At 40.2% G+C, this 20894-nt stretch carries 17 protein-coding genes and 1 CRISPR repeat array; of the genes, 15 read left to right on the plus strand and 2 right to left on the minus strand.

The annotated features are described in order from the left end of the window. The first annotated feature begins 124 nt into the window (after nucleotides 1-124). The 8 genes from sstT (at nucleotide 125) to ODU34_RS04780 (ending at nucleotide 7651) form a co-directional block, all read left to right on the plus strand. On the plus strand, nucleotides 125-1330 hold the full coding sequence (gene sstT / locus ODU34_RS04745) for a serine/threonine transporter SstT (protein ID WP_079739250.1): 1206 nt from the start codon (nucleotides 125-127) through the stop codon (nucleotides 1328-1330). 315 nt (nucleotides 1331-1645) lie between these two features. After that, the gene (gene pepV / locus ODU34_RS04750) at nucleotides 1646-3046 is read left to right on the plus strand and encodes a dipeptidase PepV (RefSeq protein ID WP_398578387.1); all 1401 of its coding nucleotides are present in this window, start codon (nucleotides 1646-1648) and stop codon (nucleotides 3044-3046) included. A 202-nt stretch (nucleotides 3047-3248) separates the two neighbouring features. Beyond that, a complete protein-coding gene (locus ODU34_RS04755) occupies nucleotides 3249-3707 on the plus strand; it encodes a GNAT family N-acetyltransferase (RefSeq protein WP_105257184.1) in 459 nt (152 codons plus the stop codon). Beyond that, a complete protein-coding gene (locus ODU34_RS04760) occupies nucleotides 3694-4272 on the plus strand; it encodes a uracil-DNA glycosylase family protein (protein ID WP_105257185.1) in 579 nt (192 codons plus the stop codon). Before ODU34_RS04755 ends, ODU34_RS04760 begins: the two co-directional genes overlap by 14 nt. Nucleotides 4273-4343: 71 nt before the next feature. Beyond that, complete coding sequence (locus ODU34_RS04765) at nucleotides 4344-5126, plus strand: YgcG family protein (protein ID WP_024387958.1); 783 nt, start codon at nucleotides 4344-4346, stop codon at nucleotides 5124-5126. 71 nt (nucleotides 5127-5197) lie between these two features. Next, on the plus strand, nucleotides 5198-5779 hold the full coding sequence (locus ODU34_RS04770) for a LemA family protein (RefSeq protein ID WP_024413347.1): 582 nt from the start codon (nucleotides 5198-5200) through the stop codon (nucleotides 5777-5779). Nucleotides 5780-5790: 11 nt separating this feature from the next. Further along, the gene (locus ODU34_RS04775) at nucleotides 5791-7260 is read left to right on the plus strand and encodes a flotillin family protein (protein ID WP_105257186.1); all 1470 of its coding nucleotides are present in this window, start codon (nucleotides 5791-5793) and stop codon (nucleotides 7258-7260) included. Between the two features lie 82 nt (nucleotides 7261-7342). Continuing rightward, entirely contained in the window at nucleotides 7343-7651 is a 309-nt protein-coding gene (locus tag ODU34_RS04780; protein ID WP_161950527.1) for a hypothetical protein, read from the plus strand. Between the two features lie 121 nt (nucleotides 7652-7772). Here the strand turns inward: ODU34_RS04780 and ODU34_RS04785 are convergent, their stop codons facing one another. Beyond that, complete coding sequence (locus tag ODU34_RS04785) at nucleotides 7773-8849, minus strand: hypothetical protein (RefSeq protein ID WP_105257187.1); 1077 nt, start codon at nucleotides 8847-8849, stop codon at nucleotides 7773-7775. 203 nt (nucleotides 8850-9052) lie between these two features. Next, a complete protein-coding gene (gene mnmE / locus ODU34_RS04790; protein ID WP_024406900.1) occupies nucleotides 9053-10426 on the minus strand; it encodes a tRNA uridine-5-carboxymethylaminomethyl(34) synthesis GTPase MnmE in 1374 nt (457 codons plus the stop codon). A gap of 666 nt (nucleotides 10427-11092) precedes the next feature. Here mnmE and cas9 point away from each other — a divergent pair. The 7 genes from cas9 (at nucleotide 11093) to ODU34_RS04825 (ending at nucleotide 20893) form a co-directional block, all read left to right on the plus strand. Continuing rightward, on the plus strand, nucleotides 11093-15196 hold the full coding sequence (gene cas9 / locus ODU34_RS04795) for a type II CRISPR RNA-guided endonuclease Cas9 (RefSeq protein WP_105179431.1): 4104 nt from the start codon (nucleotides 11093-11095) through the stop codon (nucleotides 15194-15196). Next, nucleotides 15196-16062, plus strand: a complete 867-nt coding sequence (gene cas1 / locus ODU34_RS04800; protein WP_105179276.1) for a type II CRISPR-associated endonuclease Cas1 — start codon at nucleotides 15196-15198, stop codon at nucleotides 16060-16062. Before cas9 ends, cas1 begins: the two co-directional genes overlap by 1 nt. After that, nucleotides 16059-16391 carry a CRISPR-associated endonuclease Cas2 gene (gene cas2 / locus ODU34_RS04805; protein WP_024381495.1) on the plus strand — a complete coding sequence of 111 codons (333 nt, stop codon included), beginning with the start codon at nucleotides 16059-16061 and terminating at the stop codon, nucleotides 16389-16391. The genes cas1 and cas2 overlap by 4 nt, the downstream gene beginning before the upstream one ends. 1 nt (nucleotide 16392) lies before the next feature. Beyond that, on the plus strand, nucleotides 16393-17058 hold the full coding sequence (gene csn2, locus ODU34_RS04810) for a type II-A CRISPR-associated protein Csn2 (protein WP_105179275.1): 666 nt from the start codon (nucleotides 16393-16395) through the stop codon (nucleotides 17056-17058). Nucleotides 17059-17156: 98 nt separating this feature from the next. Continuing rightward, nucleotides 17157-17787: direct repeats of the CRISPR family, unit length 36 nt; unit sequence GTTTTAGAGCTGTGCTGTTTCGAATGGTTTCAAAAC. A gap of 535 nt (nucleotides 17788-18322) precedes the next feature. Further along, nucleotides 18323-18997, plus strand: a complete 675-nt coding sequence (gene rpiA / locus ODU34_RS04815; RefSeq protein ID WP_205015111.1) for a ribose-5-phosphate isomerase RpiA — start codon at nucleotides 18323-18325, stop codon at nucleotides 18995-18997. 328 nt (nucleotides 18998-19325) lie between these two features. Beyond that, nucleotides 19326-20537, plus strand: coding sequence for a phosphopentomutase (locus ODU34_RS04820; protein WP_105179273.1), 1212 nt, complete (start codon nucleotides 19326-19328; stop codon nucleotides 20535-20537). Beyond that, nucleotides 20537-20893, plus strand: a complete 357-nt coding sequence (locus ODU34_RS04825) for an arsenate reductase family protein (RefSeq protein ID WP_105141707.1) — start codon at nucleotides 20537-20539, stop codon at nucleotides 20891-20893. Before ODU34_RS04820 ends, ODU34_RS04825 begins: the two co-directional genes overlap by 1 nt. Nucleotide 20894 lies beyond the last annotated feature (1 nt).

The raw sequence follows: 20894 nt of genomic DNA on the forward strand, positions 1-20894 counted from the left end.
GGTAAAGTTGAAATGATTGTGCAAGATTTTTCAGGCTTCCACTGTGTAATACCTCATTTTTTATGCTATTGACCAACCTTCATTTTTCTGATATGATGAAAAATGTTTGTTCGGAGGTCTATGAGTGAAAGACATATTTTCTATTTTGAAAAAAATGAGTTTAATACGAAAAATTAGTATCGGGGTGTTTGTGGGATTAGTCCTTGGATTGACAGTTCCTCAGTTGACAATGATTTCATTATTGGGAAGTCTATTTGTAGGAGCATTGAAAGCTATAGCCCCTCTTTTGGTTCTGACACTAGTTGCGCATGCTCTATCACAAGCTCCTGCTGGTCAAAAATCGAATATGAGGACAGTTATCTGCTTGTATCTATTTGGCACTTTTGCTGCGGCCTTCATTGCTGTAGGAGCAAGCTATTTATTCCCTATTAAACTGGTTCTTTCTACTACAACGACTACGGACATTACTCCTCCACAAGGGATTGCTGAAGTATTCCAAGACCTCTTGTTGAAGGTCGTTGACAATCCAATCAATGCTCTTGCAACGGCTAATTATATTGGTGTTTTGACATGGGCGGCAGTGTTTGGCTTGGCCTTTCGTCATGCAAGCAAGACAACCAAAGATTTATTGCAATCTGCTGCGGAAGTGACTTCTAAAGTTGTAGGCTGGATTATTGGTCTGGCACCATTTGGTATCATGGGCTTGGTTTTCGATACCATTGCAAATAATGGTCTGACAGCTTTAAAAGACTATGGCTTACTGCTCTTACTCTTGGTTGGAAGCATGTTTTTTGTCGCGCTTGTTGTCAATCCCTTGATTGCTTTTCTTGTAATGAAGAAAAATCCTTACCCGCTGGTGTTTGAATGTCTTCGGGTTAGTGGGGTTACGGCATTTTTTACAAGAAGTTCAGCAGCTAATATCCCTGTCAATATGCAGCTCTGCAAACGTTTAGGAGTGGATCCAGATACATACTCAGTATCCATTCCACTCGGTGCCACAATTAATATGGCTGGCGCGGCTATTACGATTAATATTTTAACAATGGCAGCTGTTCATACACTTGGCATCAGTGTTGATTTCAGCTCAGCTCTTCTTTTATCCGTTGTTGCATCACTATCAGCAGCAGGAGCATCTGGGGTAGCAGGTGGCTCGCTTCTCCTCATCCCAGTAGCATGTAGTCTTTTTGGCATTCCAAATGAGTTAGCCATGCAAGTAGTTGGAGTCGGATTTGTGGTCGGAGTGATTCAGGACTCTTGTGAAACAGCCCTCAACTCATCAACCGATGTTTTGTTTACAGTTGTAGCAGAACGATCTGCTTGGAAAAAATAGAAAGAAGTTGGGAGACCAACTTTTTTTCTTCGCTTTACTTCTGAAATCTCTTACATTTTGTGATAAAATAGACTTACTTTAATCTAGTCTTTTGGTTTACTTTTATTACTAGCTTCAAAGGTTCGGGGAACCTTTGAAGGTCGGAGATGAAACAAACGAAGTTTGTGTCAACAGCCGCAGGCATAACTGGAGTTAGGCAAGGTGAGTTCAAACACTCCAGTGGAGTGTTTGAAGTTGGAAATAAGGAAACGATGTTTCCTCGCTCGTCGAAGTAATAAAAGATAAACCAAATGACGATACTGAAAAGGAGAACATATGACAGTAGATTTTAGAGCAGAGTTTGACAAACGCAAAGATGAGTTTCTAGCGGACCTCTTTGACCTCCTCCGCATCAATTCCGAGCGTGACGACAGCCAGGCAGATACCCAACATCCATTTGGACCAGGCCCAGTGCGTGCCTTGGACAAGTTCCTGGAAATCGCTCAGCGTGATGGTTACCCAACCAAGAACGTTGACAACTATGCAGGTCACTTTGAGTTTGGCGAGGGCGACGAAGTCCTCGGTATCTTCGGTCACTTGGACGTGGTGCCAGCAGGTAGCGGCTGGAACACCGACCCGTACGAGCCGCAAATCATCGACGGTAAGCTCTTTGCCCGCGGATCCTCTGACGACAAGGGACCGACCATGGCTTGTTACTACGGCTTGAAAATCATCAAGGAGTTGGGTCTTCCGACCTCTAAAAAAGTCCGCTTCATCGTCGGTACCGACGAAGAGTCAGGCTGGGCGGACATGGATTACTACTTCGAGCACGTCGGCCTTCCCCTGCCAGATTTCGGATTTTCTCCAGATGCTGAGTTCCCGATTATCAATGGCGAAAAGGGCAATATCACAGCTTATCTTCATTTTGCGGGGGAAAATAGCGGAGCTGCTAAACTGCATTCCTTCGCAGGCGGTTTGCGTGAGAACATGGTGCCTGAGTCTGCGACAGCTATTATCTCTGGCGACCTGGCAGACCTAGACAGCAAGTTGGCAGATTTCACAGCAGCCTATGGCCTAAAAGCTGACGCGGAAAACCTTGAAAACGGTCAAGTTCAAGTCACCGTCATCGGAAAATCAGCCCACGGTTCAACCCCAGAAGAAGGTGTCAACGGAGCTACCTACTTGGCTAAATTCCTCAGCCAATTCGTCTTTGACGGAGCAGCCAAAGCCTATCTTGACTTGGCAGGACAAGTCCTTATAGAAGACCATGACGCTAAAAAACTTGGCGTAGCCATTTACGATGAGCAAATGGGAGCTCTTTCTATGAACGCAGGTGTTTTCAAGTTTGATGAAACCTCATCTGACAACACCATTGCCCTCAACTTCCGTTATCCAAAAAATACCAACCCTGAAGCTATCAAGGCTGGTTTGGAAAAACTTGGCGTGGAAGCTGTCAGCCTGTCTGAGCATGGTCATACCCCACACTATTGCCCGATCGATGACCCAATGGTTGCGACCCTCTTGTCTGTTTATGAAAAACACACAGGCTTGAAAGGTCACGAACAAGTGATCGGTGGCGGAACATTCGGACGCTTGCTCAAACGTGGTGTTGCCTACGGAGCTATGTTCCCAGGCGATGTCAACACCATGCACCAAGCCAACGAATTTATCGAAGTTGAGCAACTCTACCGCGCCGCTGCCATTTACGCAGAAGCTATCTATGAATTGATCAAATAATACGAGCCCATATTTACAGTACAGCACTTTTATCTAAGGCTAGTTTTTCAGCTACTCATTGTTCGTTTTTTTCAAAATACAGTCGGTATTCCTTCAAAAAACTACCTTGATTAGCGAAAAACTATCTCTTATATCAAAGCACTTTACTTGTGAATACGGGTTCATATCAAGACGGGTTCGCCCGTCTTTTTTAGGAGGGAAAATGGAACTGAAAGAACTCACACTTGCAGATATAGAAATGGTCAAACAGCTCTTCTTATCTGTATTTAGTCAGGAGCCATGGAATGACGATTGGTCTGACGAGGAACAATTAGACCGTTACATAGGTGATTTACTAGAGCACCCCAGAGCACTTTGTTTTGGATTGCTTGACCAAGGTAGCCTCATTGCCCTTTCTCTAGGGCATATTCGCTACTGGTATGAGGGGACCGAATACCGTGTTGAAGAGCTCTGTATTGCTCGCAACTACCAAGGGCGAGGAATCGGACAAGCCTTTCTAAAAAGAATTGAGGAGCAGTTGATTGAGAGAAAGATTGTTCATATTCTCCTGCAAACCGACCGCACTCTGCCAGCCTTTTTCTTCTATAAAAAATGTGGTTTTCATGCCATGGAAGAAGATGTGACCATGTTCAAGAAAGTAGGACATCATGGAACTTGCTGATATTCGTCAGGCGATTATGGAGGATTTAACCAATCAAGCTTTTACGAAAAAAGGGATAAAGCCACTTTTCCAAGCACCGTCTACTGCAAAAATCCTCATTATTGGACAGGCGCCGGGATTAAAAACACAAGAAAAAGGTCGCCTCTTTGATGATGCTAGTGGAGAGAATCTGCGGAAATGGTTGGGAGTAGATAGGGAATTCTTCTATGAATCTGGCCATTTTGCTATTCTTCCTATGGATTTCTATTATCCAGGAAAAGGGAAGTCTGGGGATTTGCCGCCTCGCAAGGATTTTGCACCCAAATGGCACCCACTCATTATGAAGCAACTCCCACAGATTGAGCTGACCTTGTTGATTGGTAAGTATGCCCAGGACTATTATTTAGGAGAATCCCATAGGACTGTGACCGAGAGAGTGGAGAATGCAGGTGATTACCTACCCACCTATTTTCCCCTACCTCATCCATCGCCAAGGAACAATATCTGGCAAGCTAAACATCCTTGGTTTGTTGAACAGACTCTACCGTTACTGAAAAACAACATAAATATATTGTTGGAAAAATGATAATATGATATAATTGTATATATATACCTAATAAATTTTTCTTATCTTTGTTCATCGAAGGAGGTGTTCTGATGAGAAAATGGAAAAAAATTATCATCGGCTGTTTCGCTATTCTGACGGTTTGCTTGCTATTTGCACCCACACTAGCTAGAGCAAATCAGATTCCAGACCGACCCACAGGTACAACGGTAGTGGATGAGACGCAGTTACTCTCTAGTGAGACCATTGCAGAAATTGATCAACTCAATCGAAATTGGGCAAGCACCGAGCAAGCTTTACAGGTTGGTGTTTATGTAACAGAAAGTCTGTCCAGTGATATTGAAAGTTTGGCTAATGAAACCTTTCGTCACTGGCAGGTCGGTTTTGCAGGAACGGACAACGGAGTTCTTTTAGTGGTTGCCATAGCTGACAGAGCATTTCGGATAGAAACCTCAGACAATGCTGCCACAGTCATCACGGATGTAGAAGCCAAGGATATTCTAGAGAATGCAAGAGAATTCTTTCGACAGGAAGACTACAGCAGAGGAATTTCCTATATCGTCAACTCCATTGGGGATAGATTTTATGGTACAAGCATCGGTAAAAATCAGTTAGCTGCTATAGAAGAAGGTACAAGTGAGGAGGGTGACGGCTTTTGGCTGTTTCTCGTAGTTATTCTGATCGCTATCCTATTTGGTATCATTGACAAATCTAGTCGTGGTGGTGGCGGACCAGGTAATCTACTCTGGATGTTGGTTGATGATCATCATCACTATCACAATCATCACTCGTCTAATTCCTCATCGTCTAGTTTTGGCGGAGGTAGTTGGTCAGGTGGTGGAGGCGGCGGTGGCGGAGCCTCTTCTGGATGGTAAGGCTCGTATAGGGCTTCTGATAGTTGTTTGCTTTTTTACGAATGTTTAATCGTAGTTAGAAAGGAAATCTTATGAAAAAGAAATGGTTGGTCATCCTCATACCAGTCCTAGCTCTGCTGTTTTTAGGAATGGGAGCAGTTGGGCAATACAATGGCTTAGTTGACAGTTATGCTGAGGTTGAAAATGCGCAAGCCAATGTAGACACACAGTTGCAACGTCGCTATGACTTGATACCTAATGTAGTCGCAGCTGTCAAAGGTGCCATGGAACACGAGGAAGAAATATTTACTGCTATTGCAGAAGCGCGTGCTAAAATCGGCTCCAGTCAACAGGGAACGAGTGACTATAATCAAGCTCAAAGTCAGCTAGATTCTGCAGTATCTAGATTGTTGGTAGTGGCTGAGAATTATCCTCAATTGACAGCCAATCAACAGGTATCTGACCTGATTACAGAGCTTGAAGGTACGGAAAATCGGATACTGGTAGCCCGTAAAGACTATAATGCGGTGGCAACTACCTACAATAAAAAAATCAAGCGGTTCCCGACCTCCATCTATGCAGGTCTATTCGGATATGAAAAAGTAGAGCTCTTCCAGGCAACAAATGATGCGGCGACGACTGTACCAAGTGTTGATTTGAGTGATAAGGAATAAAGGAGATAAATATGGACTTTGGATTTGATATATTGGTGATTATGATACCAATTATTGTTGTTGTACTATTTGTTTTATTGTTTGTATGTGGTTATGTGTCCGCCAAGCCTAACGAAGCGATTGTCATTACCGGCTTGGGCAAACCTCGGACCTTAATTGGCCGTTCTGGTTTTATGATTCCCTTTATCGAAAAACGCTCCTATATCTCTATTGAGCAGTTTTCAACAGATGTGCAGACCACAGATTTTGTACCGACTCTTGATTTTATCAACGTAAAAGCTGATGCGGTCGTAAAAGTAAAGGTTGGGGTGTCCGATGAATTGCTCAATGCGGCAGCTCAAAACTTCCTTAACTGGAAAACTGCAGATATTTCTGCCTCTATTCAAGATGTCTTGGAAGGAAATCTGCGTGAAATCATTGGTCAGATGGAACTGCGTGACATGGTTAATAACCGCCAGGCTTTTGCAGAAAAAGTCCAATCCAACGCGGCTCCTGACTTGGCTAAAATGGGGCTGGAAATCATTGCCTTTACGGTTCAATCCTTCACAGATGACAACGATGTCATTAAAAACCTAGGTATTGACAATATTGTGACCATCCAGAAGGATGCTGCAAATGCTCGTGCCAAAGCAGAGCGGGAACAAGCAGAAGTCCGTGCCCGTGAGGATAAGGCGGCTAATGATGCGCGTGTCGCTGCAGACTTAGAAATCGCCAAGAAACAGAATGAACTAGCTATTGAGCAAGCTAATCTAAAACGTCAGTCAGATGTCCAACTGGCACAGGCAAACGCAGCCTATGGCATTGAGGAACAAGCTCAAAGGAAAGAAATCGAGCGTGCAACTGCTGAAGCCAATATTGTCAAGCAACAAAAAGAAGCAGAAGTAAAAGCAGAGGAAGTTAAGGTCCGTGAACAAGAGCTCTCAGCTACTATCCGCAAACAGGCAGAGGCAGAAAAATATGCTCGCCAGCAAGCTGCAGAAGCAGATTTGATTGAACGTCAACGCAAGGCAGAAGCAGAACTCTACGAAACGCAGCGTGAAGCGGAAGCTCAAAAAGCGCGTGCAGAAGCTGCCAAGTATGCTGCGGAGCAAGAAGCGGCAGGTATTGAGGCCAAAGGACGTGCCGAAGCAGAAGCCATCCGTTTGAAACTCGAAGCAGAGGCAGAAGGTCTTAGCAAGAAAGCGGATGCCATGGCCAAGTTCAACGATGCAGCCGTGACTGAAATGGTGGTCAATGTCCTTCCAGAAATCGCCAAGAATATTGCAGCACCACTTGGAAATGTTGATAAGATTACCATGTACGGCGAAGGGAATGCCTCAAAAATGGTGGGAGACCTGATGACGACCATGGACAAGACAACAGAAGGTCTAGGCCTCAATGTCCGTGATTTAATCAGCGCAACCCTAACTGGTCGTGCCATGTCAACAGGTTTACTGGCTGTCCAAGAAACAAAAGAAGCGGAAGAGGACAAAGAAAAATAATAAGCAGTTGGAAGAGATGGGTGACTGAGTAGGTTTACACTATCATTTCCATCGCATGATTGTTTCAGAAATCCCTACGAAGATGAAAATGTTTAGAAACAGTAAAAAAAGTAAGTTGTTTATACAAAAAATAAATGAACTATTATCTGATTCAGAATTAAAGTTGAGCAAAGCATTGAAATTCCAGTTGTTGGAAGCAATGGAGTTGTGTGAAAAAGGTAGTAAGATTAGCTATCTTTCCTATAAAATATATCCATGTGTATTGGAAGAACTAGCTTTGAATAAGATTCAATCGGATAAATTAAAGATATTTAAGCGCTATTTAGAGCAAGAAAGGTGGAAATATTATTTTGGTTCTGCTTTGGGAATGGCGTTTACTTCGATTAGATAGTGGTTCCGAGGATTTGTAAGTACATTGATTGTGCTATGCAACTTCGATAGAATATGCGAAAGTCCCAAGAAAGACTAATCTTGGGACTTTTACAATCTTTATTGAGATTCGTTTTTGTTTATCAGTCATTTACCCACACCCCGCTGACATAATCCTCAGATAGAATGGTTTGACTTAAAACTTTTTTTGCTTGCCAGTCATAGATGAGTGCCTTACCAGCCAGAATCAATAATAATCTATTACCGTCTAGTTGGCGGACATGGTCAATATAATAAGGACGAGGATTAAGCTCGTCTAGACGATGGTAGCTCTCTTGACCTGTTTGGGTATTATAAATGGTGAAAGTGATTGCAGATAGCCAATCGCTTTCGTGCTCAATGAATAATAGGTTATCTTCCTTGAGTGGTTGGATGCTTCCTGGTGCAGGCTGTGATAAGGTTATGGAGGAAAATGTACGTGTCTTTGTATTGAAGGTCAAAATATCATAGGAAGTCTCAATATCCTTGTAATCTAAAGCATGGTGACTAGTGATTGGAAGATAGAGTATATCCTTTGCAAGGAGTCCTTCATGAGCTACTAGATTTTTATCATATTCGACTATATCTGATCTTGTAAAGCTTGTTTTATCGATAATATAGAGAACATTTTTTTGAGAATCTGATTGACCAGTGGTCATTTGATTGCCGTTTAAATAAATGAATGTATCATCTGCATAGACATATGGAAGTGGGAAAAAATTATCATCTAGTTTTAATTGATTTTTTAATTTGAATGTATTATCGAACTGTGATAAGGCATGGAAAGGACCTGCTGTATAAAAATGTTGCCCATCAGTTCCGCTGATGTAGGTAGCGTATTTGCTTGGCTTACGAAGAATTTCTCCTGTTTTGAAATCAATAGAAACCAAATTGTCATTGATAAATTTCTGCTGGTCATTGGCAAAAACTAAATATTGATTGTCTATAATGTGGTTTTTTCCAGAGCCGAAATAGTTGTCCGAATTCATTTTTTGAGTGTGAATGAGCTTTGGCTGGTCATTAAATAATTGAAAGGCTTCGATTTTACCTGGATAAACGAGATAGAAGTCAGCATTTGAATCGAGTTCTACTTTGGCGTGCTGATAGGTTTCCAATTTCCAAGAGATAAAGGAAAAAATAAGGCAAAAAGCGGCAAGTAAAGCGATTATCATTTTTTTCATAGGGTAAGCCTCCTTTCTATCCATAGTATAGTTTATTTTTTAGAGAAGGACAAGTTTTAATCTGTTAATATACAAAAAGCGTGTAAAAACTGAACCTTTCATCTTCAATCACAATTTGAATCATTAAAAATAGCTTAGAATCACGGTTTCTTACGACGTAATTCTAAGCTATTTTCTATTTTTAAGACTTGCCTAGCCTCTTTCTATTTTCCAAGACAGAATTGGCTAAAGAGTTGGGTAATGAGTTCATCTGGAGCAGCATCGCCTGTGATTTCTCCTAAAATCTGCCAACAGCGTGTCAGGTCAACCTGTAACAAGTCTACTGGCATGCCCATTTCCAGTCCATCGTTGACAGCTTGTAGACTTTGAACGGCTTGTTCAATCAGGGAAATATGGCGAGAATTGGAGAGATAGGTGGCATCTTGCTCGACCAAGCCTGCATTTTCAAAGAAGAGTTGGTTGATTTTTTCTTCGATTTGGTCGATATTCTGGTTTTTCAAGACGGAAATGCGAATGACATCCTCAGGCAGTTGGTCTGCTTCAATCTTCTCTTCCAAATCGGTCTTGTTGAGCAGGACGATACGGTTGGCCAAATCGGAAATGGCTAGGAGATTGCGGTCTTGCTCGGTCAGGGGCTCGGATGCGTTGAGGACTAGCAGGATCAGGTCGGCCTCCTCAAGGGCTTTTTTAGACCGTTCCACACCGATTTTTTCAACGATGTCATCTGTTTCACGGATACCTGCTGTATCAATCAGCTTGAGGGGGACACCTTTGATGTTGACGTATTCTTCTATAACGTCGCGGGTTGTTCCTGCGATGTCTGTAACGATGGCTTTCTCTTCGCGGAGGAGGTTATTGAGCAGGCTGGATTTTCCCACATTTGGACGACCGATAATAGCGGTCGCGATGCCTTCACGCAGGATTTTTCCACGGCGGGCAGTGCGGAGGAGATTTTCCAAAAGGGCTTGGAACTGGAGGGTTTTCTCGCGGACCAGCTCTGTCGTCGCCTCCTCGACGTCGTCGTACTCAGGGTAGTCGATGTTGACCTCGACCTGTGCCAGTGTGTTGAGAATCTCCTGACGGGTGTCGTTGATGAGCTGGGAGAGGGAGCCGTCAAGCTGGCGGACGGCATTGTGCATGGCCTTGTCGGTCTTGGCACGGATAACATCCATGACGGCCTCTGCCTGGGTCAAATCCACACGGCCGTTGAGAAAGGCACGCTTGGTAAACTCGCCCGGCTCAGCCATTCGAGCCCCTTGGCGAATCAGGAGCTGGAGGATTTCGTTGGTAACGGCGATGCCTCCGTGGGTATTAATCTCAATGACATCTTCGCGCGTGAAGGTGCGTGGGGAACGCATGGCCCCAATCATGACCTCATCAAGCACTTGCCCCGTCGCAGGGTCAATAATGTGGCCGTAGTTGAGGCTGTGGCTAGGAACAGTCGCCAAATCCTTGCCCTTGAAAACCTTGCTGGCAATGGCAAATGCATCCGTCCCAGACAGGCGGACAATCCCGATAGCCCCCTCACCGAGAGGAGTTGAAATGGCAGTTATTGTATCGAATTCTTTGGTGATCATAATAATGTGCTTTCTAACAAGAATCTGTATTTACAAGTAAAGTGCTTTTATATAAGAGATAGTTTGTCGCTAATCAAGGCAGTTTTTGAGAGAATACTGACTGTATTTTGAAAAAAACTAACGATGAATAGCTGAAAACTAGTCTTAGATGGAAGTGCTGAACTGTGAATACAGGTTCTTAAATCTTACTTATAAGTTTAACATGGAATGATAAAAAAAGCACATTTTAGAGATGATGATACAAAGATATGTATTGAAAACGATTTAAAATTTGATATAATAACAATAGAAACAAAAAAGCACCGAATCGGTGCGCAAAATTGAGTACGGACAAAGCCTTATTTTAACTCGCTGTGTTGTTTCGAATGGTTTCAACAAAATCATTATATAGCATCTTACAGATATTTGCAAGAGTTTTTATAAAAAAATTGTTATACTCTAAACTAACATAGCGCTAAAACTAAACATAAATCTCCATAAGTATAACAAATCTTTCAAGAATGATAAAATTTTTGTTCTAAAAATAGCTAATTTCTTGAAATAACCCATTGAAAGATATATAATTGATTTATGTTTAAGGAGGTTGTTTTTGAGAGGGTTATTAATCTCATAAATTTCACAAAAGCACCAAAATATAATAATCAAATTATAAGGAGTAAAACTATGATGAAGAAAAGTTACGCTATAGGAATAGATATAGGTACTAACAGCGTTGGGCACTGTGTTATGTATACAGAGAACTACAAAGTACCTTCAAAAAAAATGAAGGTATTAGGGGATACCGACAAGGCGTATATTAAGAAAAACTTACTTGGTACCTTGCTGTTTGACGAAGGCAATACAGCAGAAAGTCGCAGACTAAAGCGAACAGCTCGTAGACGTTACACACGCCGCAGAAATCGTATCTTATACTTGCAAGAAATATTTGCAGAAGAAATCAATAAGATTGATGACAGTTTTTTCCGACGCCTTGATGATTCTTTTCTTATTGTTGAGGATAAGCAAGGAAGCAAGCACCCTATTTTCGGGACCTTGCAGGAAGAAAAAGAGTACCACAAACAGTTTCCAACTATTTATCATTTAAGAAAACAATTAGCAGATTCTTCTCAAAAAGCTGATATTCGATTGATTTATCTTGCTTTGGCTCACATTATTAAGTATAGAGGGCACTTTTTATTTGAAGGGGATTTAAAATCTGAAAATAAAGATGTTCAACATTTATTTAATGACTTCGTTGAGATGTTCGACAAAACTGTTGAAGGTAGCTATTTATCAGAGAATCTACCAAATGTTACAGATATTTTAGTTGAAAAAGTCAGTAAGTCTAGACGTTTAGAAAATATTCTTCATTATTTTCCAAATGAAAAGAAAAATGGGCTGTTTGGTAATTTTCTTGCACTTGCCCTAGGGCTACAGCCTAATTTTAAAACAAATTTCGAGCTGTCTGAAGATGCAAAAATCCAATTTTCTAAAGAAACGTACGAAGAAGATTTGGAGGAGATATTAGGTAAAATCGGGGATGATTATGCTGACCTGTTTATCGCGACAAAATCCTTGTACGATGGGATATTGTTGGCAGGTATTTTGTCATCAACTGATTCTACAACAAAAGCTCCGCTTTCTAGTTCAATGGTTAATAGATATGAGGAGCATCAAAAGGTTTTAGCTTTACTAAAGAACTTTATTCATCAGAATTTGTCCGATTCCTATAAAGAAGTTTTCAATGATAAGCTAAAAGATGGTTATGCAGGTTATATTGAGGGGAAAACGACGCAGGAGAATTTTTATAGATTCATAAAAAAAGCAATAGAGAAGATTGAGGGAAGTAATTATTTTATTGATAAAATTGACAGAGAAGATTTCCTTAGAAAACAACGTACCTTTGATAATGGCTCTATTCCTCACCAAATTCATCTCCAAGAAATGCATGCTATCATTCGTAGACAGGCCGAGTTTTATCCGTTTTTAGTAGAGAATCAGGATAAGATTGAAAAAATACTAACTTTCCGTATTCCTTATTATGTTGGTCCGCTGGCACGAGGAAATAGTGAATTTGCTTGGTTAAATCGTAAATCAGACGAAAAGATTAGGCCTTGGAATTTTGATGAAATGGTTGATAAGGAAACATCCGCCGAAAACTTCATAACTCGTATGACAAACTATGATCAATACTTGCCGGATCAAAAGGTTCTTCCAAAACACAGTTTATTATATGAAAAGTTTGCTGTATATAACGAACTGACCAAGGTAAGGTATGTAACAGAACAAGGTAAGTCATTCTTCTTTGATGCCAATATGAAGCAAGAAATTTTTGATGGCGTATTTAAGGTTTATCGAAAAGTTACAAAGGAAAAATTAATGGATTTCCTTGGTAAGGAATTTGATGAATTCCGCATCGTAGACTTGATGGGTTTGGATAAGGACAATAAGAGTTTTAATGCCTCACTCGGTACTTACCATGACTTGAAAAAAATAGTATCTAAAGATTTACTTGATAATCCAGAAAATGAAGATATTTTGGAAAATGTTGTGCTGACCTTAACTCTATTTGAAGATAGAGAAATGATTAGAAAACGACTAGAGAAGCATAAGGATGTATTGACAGAAGAACAACGCAAAAAACTGGAACGTCGCCATTATACTGGTTGGGGTCGGTTGTCTGCTAAGTTAATTAACGTCATACGAGATAAGGTAACTAGAAAAACAATTTTGGACTATCTAATAGATGATGGAACCAGTAATCGTAATTTTATGCAACTGATAAATGATGATACTCTATCATTTGTAGATGAAATCAGACTAGCACAAGGTTCTGGAGAAGCAGAAGATTATCGCGCAGAGGTGCAAAATCTTGCCGGAAGCCCAGCCATAAAAAAAGGAATCCTACAAAGTTTAAAAATTGTGGATGAATTGATAGAGGTTATGGGATATAATCCTGAGCATATCGTTGTTGAAATGGCGCGTGAAAATCAGTTTACGAATCAAGGTCGCCGTAATTCGCAACAGCGCTATAAGAAAATAGAGAATGCGATTAAGAATTTAGACCGCAACTTGAATTCAAAAATTCTTAAAGAATATCCAACAAATAATCAAGCGTTGCAGAATGATCGACTTTTTCTCTATTATCTTCAAAATGGAAAGGATATGTATACTGATGAAGAGTTAGATATTGATCAGCTCAGTCAATATGATATTGATCATATCATCCCACAAGCATTTATTAAAGATGACTCATTAGATAATAAGGTATTGACTAAATCTGCTAAAAACCGAGGTAAGTCTGATGATGTGCCAAGCCTCGAAATTGTTCATAAAAAGAAAAACTTCTGGAAACAGTTATTAGATTCTCAACTTATTTCACAACGTAAATTTGATAACCTGACCAAGGCGGAGCGAGGTGGGTTGACCAATGAGGATAAGGCAAGGTTTATCCAGAGACAATTAGTGGAAACTAGACAAATCACAAAGCATGTGGCTAGAATTTTGGATACGCGCTTTAATACGAAGTTGGATGACGCTGGAAATAGAATTCGTGATCCGAAAGTCAATATTATTACCTTGAAATCAAGCTTAGTATCTCAATTTAGAAAAGACTATCAGCTGTACAAGGTACGTGAAATCAACAATTACCATCATGCTCATGATGCCTATCTGAATGCAGTGGTAGCAACAGCTTTATTGAAAAAGTACCCTCAGTTAGCGCCAGAATTTGTTTATGGAGACTATCCAAAATACAATAGCTATAAATCTCGTAAGTCTGCAACAGAGAAAGTGTTATTCTATTCTAACATTATGAACTTTTTCAAGCGAGTTGTGAAGTCTTCTAAAACAGGGACGGTAAAAATTAGACCTATTATTGAGGTAAACAAGGAAACCGGGGAAATTGTTTGGGACAAAAAGTCGGACTTTAGAACGGTTAGAAAAGTCTTATCTTATCCACAAGTGAATGTTGTGAAAAAAGTAGAAATGCAGACTGGCGGATTTTCTAAGGAATCCATTTTACCACATGGTAATTCGGACAAACTCATTCCTCGAAAAACCGAAAAATTCTATCTTGATACAAAAAAATATGGTGGATTTGATAGCCCGACAATTGCTTATTCAATTTTACTAATTGCAGATATTGAAAAAGGGAAGGCCAAGAAACTAAAGAAGGTCAAAGAACTCATTGGTATCACCATTATGGAGAGAATGGCATTTGAAAAAAATCCTATTGAGTTTCTTGAACATAAGGGTTATAAGAATATTCAAGAAAGGAATATTATAAAACTACCTAAATACAGTCTATTTGAATTAGAAAATGGACGGCGAAGACTTCTAGCTAGTGCGAAGGAGTTGCAGAAGGGAAATGAAATGGTTTTACCACCTCACTTGGTGACGCTGCTATATCATTCAAATAATATTCACAAAATCACTGAGCCCATTCACTTAAACTATGTTAATAAAAATAAACATGAGTTTAAAGAACTTTTGAGACATATATCAGATTTCTCTACTAGATACATTTTGGCTCAAGATCGTCTGAGTAAAATAGAAGAATTGTATGATAAAAATGATGGAGATGATATTAGTGATTTGACGAGTTCATTTGTAAATCTGCTAACCTTTACGGCTATTGGGGCTCCAGCTGCATTCAAATTTTTAGGTTCCGTTATTGATCGTAAACGTTATACTTCAATCGCTGAGATTTTAGAAGCTACCCTCATTCATCAGTCTGTGACTGGTCTCTACGAAACACGTATTGATTTGAGCAAATTAGGAGGAGACTAATGGGCTGGCGGACTGTTATTGTAAATACACACTCCAAACTATCATATAAAAATAATCATTTAATTTTTAAAGATGCTACTCGGACAGAAATGATTCATCTGTCCGAGGTTGACATCTTATTGCTGGAAACAACTGATATTGTGCTGTCTACGATGTTGATCAAGCGATTAGTAGATGAAAATATTCTGGTTATTTTTTGTGATGATAAGCGACTACCAACAGCACACTTGATGCCTTATTATGCTCGGCATGATTCCAGTTTGCAACTTTCGAAGCAAATTGACTGGGAAGAAGCAGTCAAAGCTGAAGTTTGGACACATATCATTTCCCAGAAAATACTAAACCAAAGTATCTATCTCAGTGCGTGTGGTTTCATTGAAAAATCTCAATCCGTCATGAATTTGTACCATAGCTTGGAGCTCTTTGACCCTAGTAATCGTGAAGGACATTCTGCGAGGATTTACTTTAATACTTTGTTTGGAAATGATTTTAATCGAGAACTTGATAATGACATCAACGCAAGTCTAGATTATGGTTATACCCTGTTACTTAGTATGTTTGCGCGTGAGGTTGTTCTTTCTGGCTGCATGACACAGTTTGGTTTAAAACACGCTAACCAATTCAATCAATTCAACCTTGCTAGCGACATCATGGAACCTTTTCGGCCTATCATAGATCAGATTGTTTACGAAAATCGAAATCATAGTTTTGTTAAAATTAAGCGTGAATTGTTTACAATTTTCTCAGATACATTTCAATACAACAATAAGGAAATGTACTTGACTAATATTGTTAGCGATTATACGAAGAAAGTGATTAAGGCGCTCAATAATAAAGGGAAAGGAGTTCCTGAATTTAGGATATGAGTTACCGGTATATGAGAATGCTATTGATGTTTGATATGCCTACAGAAACAGTTGATGAAAGAAAGGCATATCGTAAATTCCGTAAATTTTTAATCAACGAAGGGTTTATTATGCATCAATTTTCAGTCTATAGCAAGTTACTCCTGAACAATTCAGCCAGTAATGCTATGTTGGAGCGACTAAAGGCAAATAATCCCAAGAAAGGTAATATCACACTTCTGACAGTTACAGAAAAACAATTTGCTCGTATGATTTATCTCCATGGTCAGCGAGATGACTGTATAGGAAATACGGACTCTCGAATAGTCTTTTTAGGAGAGGAGATTTGATATGAAATTGAACTTTCCGTTACTAGACGAAGCTCTGACGGTCGAGAAAGCAACTATTTTTGTTGTAGAGGATACGACAGTATTTTCTCGACTGGTTAGGAATTTATATCAATATCAAGATGGATCAGAATTAAAAATTTTCGACGAACAATTTAGGTCCATAAAAGATTCCGAGCTGATGGTGGTTACAGATATTTTAGGATATGACATTAATGCTGCACCAATACTGAAGCTCATCCATGCTGATTTAGAAAATCAATTAAATGAAAAACCAGAAGTGAAATCAATTATTGAAAAATTAGCAAATTCTATTACTGAACTAATCTCTTATGAATGTTTAGAGAATGAGCTTGATTTGGAGTATGATGAGATTACGGTTTTGGAGTTGATAAAGGCGTTAGGGGTCAAAATTGAAACTATCAGTGATACGATTTTTGATAAAATTTTCGAGATTTTACAAGTTTATCAATTTTTGAATAAGAAGAGATTTCTTGTCTTTATCAATGTGTTATCTTATTTGACAGTGGATGAAATTCAGAAAACTAGGGAGTATATTGAACTTTCCAATATGGATGTTCTTTTTCTAGAACCGAGAAAAAGAAAAGATTTCCCTCAGTATGTTTTGGATAAAGACTATTTCTTACTATCGGAAAATATGGTAAAATAAATACATACAGTACAAATATTAGAAATTATTCGAAACTGAAGTCTGGCTGAGACGAATGGCGCGATTACGAGATTTTGTGACAAAAAATAGTCTACGAGGTTTTAGAGCTGTGCTGTTTCGAATGGTTTCAAAACGACTTTCCTAACGTGTTATCATACAAGCGAGTTTTAGAGCTGTGCTGTTTCGAATGGTTTCAAAACTTTGCACAAAAAATTTACAGAACTGATACGGTTTTAGAGCTGTGCTGTTTCGAATGGTTTCAAAACTCGCCCGTATACCGATTTCAAGCTCCTCCTGTTTTAGAGCTGTGCTGTTTCGAATGGTTTCAAAACGCGTTGTGACGGTTTACTTTGAGAATGTCTGTTTTAGAGCTGTGCTGTTTCGAATGGTTTCAAAACAAGACTGTCGAGGACAATCTGAGCCAAACTGTTTTAGAGCTGTGCTGTTTCGAATGGTTTCAAAACCTTGCGTTCTGCGTTGTCTACGGCTGTGCGTGTTTTAGAGCTGTGCTGTTTCGAATGGTTTCAAAACAAATCGTGATAAGATCGCTTGCGCTGTATTGTTTTAGAGCTGTGCTGTTTCGAATGGTTTCAAAACTAATATAAATTTATTTTCTAATGAAATAGAGTTTTAGAGCTGTGCTGTTTCGAATGGTTTCAAAACTGACTTATAGAAATTGCATTGGTAGCAAGCGTTTTAGAGCTGTGCTGTTTCGAATGGTTTCAAAACATAATATCAATAATCGTGACTTTCATAGCAGTTTCGAATGGTTTCAAAACATTTCTGACTTTGACAGTAAAGAATGTGCCGTTTTAGAGCTGTGCTGTTTCGAATGGTTTCAAAACCGCGTCTTAATTTCCCATCGTCCACGCTCTGTTTTAGAGCTGTGCTGTTTCGAATAGTACAATAAGCAGTAAGTTTATAAAGGAGGGGAGTAATTGGATGTCAAAACTGTTATTTTTTAATACTTCTATTTCTAACAGTAGTAGTGAATATTGTAACTTTAATTATCAAAAAAATCACTAAAGAGATCGAAAGAAATAAGTGGGGATGAAATTGATAAAGAGCTTAATTTGATAGGTCTTCCTGATTAAATTCTACTTTATATCACTGTTTTAATTTTTTCTAGTTTTTACGATAGCCTAGAAAATACTGTCGAAATTAATTCCCCTCCATTTTCCTCCAAGATTTCTAACTCGCCCTTGTCCCATCTCCCTCTCCATGCTATACTATATATAATCGTTTTACTTCAAAGGAGACAAAGATGACAAACCTAAAAGAGCAGGTTGGGATTAAGGCGGCAGAATTTGTGACGGATGGGATGATTGTTGGGCTTGGAACTGGTTCGACGGCATACTATTTCGTGCAGGAGATTGGTCGCCGGGTTGCAGAAGAAGGGCTACAGATCACAGGCGTAACGACCTCTCATGCTACGGCAGAACATGCTGCGTCCCTTGGGATTCCCCTAAAAAATATCGACGAAGTCGAATATGTGGACTTGACGGTTGATGGAGCAGATGAGGTTGATGGAGACTTCAATGGGATTAAAGGCGGTGGTGCAGCGCTTCTCATGGAGAAAGTGGTCGCGGTCAACAGTAAGGACTGCATCTGGATTGTGGATGAGTCTAAGGTGGTTCAAACCCTAGGAGCCTTCAAGTTGCCGGTGGAAGTTGTACAGTACGGTGCGGAAAATCTTTTCCGACTATTTGAGAAAAAAGGGTATCGTCCAAGTTTTCGTATGCGTAATGGAGAAAAACATATCACGGATATGCAGAACTTTATCATTGACCTTGATTTGCGCAGAATAGAAGACACATATGCATTGGCGGAAGAATTGGATCGGACCGTCGGTATTGTAGAACACGGTCTCTTTATTGGATTGGTTTCCAAGGTAATTATTGGTACACCAGAAGGACCGAACATCATCGAAAAGAAATAAATTGAAAACGCTTCTCATTTTGGTACAATGAGAGGCTTTTTTATGGTATAATGAAAACACGAACGTTTAGACTCTTCAAAAATCTATCCCCTTACCTCGTAGCAGTCAGACGATAGGTACTGAAAAAGCGATAGCTGAACAGCAGGCAGTGAAGCGAGTAACAGTATCTAGTTTTGATGGTTAGGAAGTTTGATGCCGAGAGCTGTGACTGTATAAGTATTGCACCCCATTAAAATGTTTAGATGTGGTAACGATAATTTCCAGTCTAGCAACTTGGTTGGACGCTGATTTTGGTTGAATCTAACTATATCAAATAAAGGAGACAATTATGCCTAAATTTAAACGTGTTCACTTGGTAGTTATGGACTCTGTCGGAATCGGCGCAGCACCAGACTCAGATAAATTTTTCAATGCGGGTGTAGCAGATACAGAATCTGATACTCTCGGTCACATTTCTGAAAAAGCTGGGCTTGAGGTACCTAATATGACCAAGATTGGTCTTGGAAATATCCCTCGAGATACAGCACTTGCGACAGTTCCTGCTGAAAGCCATCCAACTGGTTACGTGACCAAGTTGGAAGAAGTATCGCTCGGCAAGGATACCATGACTGGACACTGGGAAATTATGGGTCTCAATATTACTGAGCCATTTGATACATTCTGGGATGGTTTCCCTGAAGAGATTTTGACAAAAATCGAAGAATTCTCAGGTCGTAAAATCATCCGCGAAGCAAACAAGCCGTATTCAGGTACAGCTGTCATTGATGACTTTGGCCCTCGCCAAATGGAAACAGGGGAGTTGATCGTCTATACCTCCGCAGACCCTGTGCTTCAGATTGCAGCCCACGAAGATATTATTCCACTTGATGAGTTGTATCGTATCTGTGAATACGCTCGTTCCATTACCCTTGAACGCCCAGCTCTTCTAGGCCGTATCATCGCCCGTCCATACGTTGGTGAGCCAGGCAATTTCTCACGAACTGCCAACCGTCACGACTATGCAGTATCACCGTTCGAAGCAACAGTACTCAACAAACTGGCAGATGCGGGTGTACCAACTTACTCAGTTGGTAAAATCAGTGATATTTTCAATGGTTCAGGTATTACAAATGATATGGGTCACACCAAGTCCAACATGCACGGTGTCGATGTGTTGATTGATACTCTGAAGTTATCAGACTTCGAGGAAGGTTTCTCCTTCACAAACTTAGTTGACTTTGATGCTGTGTATGGTCACCGTCGCAATATCGAAGGCTACCGCGATTGTTTGCAAGAGTTTGATGCACGTATTCCAGAGATTATTGACAATATGCGTGAAGATGATCTGCTCTTGATTACTGCAGACCACGGCAATGATCCATCCTATGCTGGAACAGACCACACACGTGAATATGTGCCACTCTTGGCATACAGCAAGGCTTTCAAAGGTAGCGGTGTCTTGCCAGTAGGTCATTTTGCGGACATTTCAGCAACCGTTGCGGAAAACTTCGGAGTGGGCACAGCCATGATTGGCGAAAGCTTCTTGTCACAGTTGGTTTAATGGAGAAGCTAACGGTCTATTACAATCCTGACTGTAGCAAGTGTAAAAAATTAAGAATATTGCTGTCCAGTCAGGATATGGAAGTCAAGTGGGTTAATTATCTAGAAAATCCACTGACAGCAGAGGAATTGACAGCTCTCTTGGAAAAAATGGGCAGTCAGCCTTCAGCAGTTATTCGGTTGACAGAAGAAGAGCGAGCAGGTTTGTCAGAAGAAGAAATCTTTGAGCGTTTAGTGGAAGAGCCTGCTCTTCTCAACCGTCCCATTATCGAGCGAGAACAGACAGCCTTCCTCTGTCGTCCGCTTGAAATCATTAAAGAAAAAATGCCAGAATATGACTGGTCAGCTTATTTATAAA

The organism is Streptococcus sp. 2018WUSS126, from assembly GCF_044427425.1.
Taxonomy (GTDB): domain Bacteria; phylum Bacillota; class Bacilli; order Lactobacillales; family Streptococcaceae; genus Streptococcus; species Streptococcus hashimotonensis.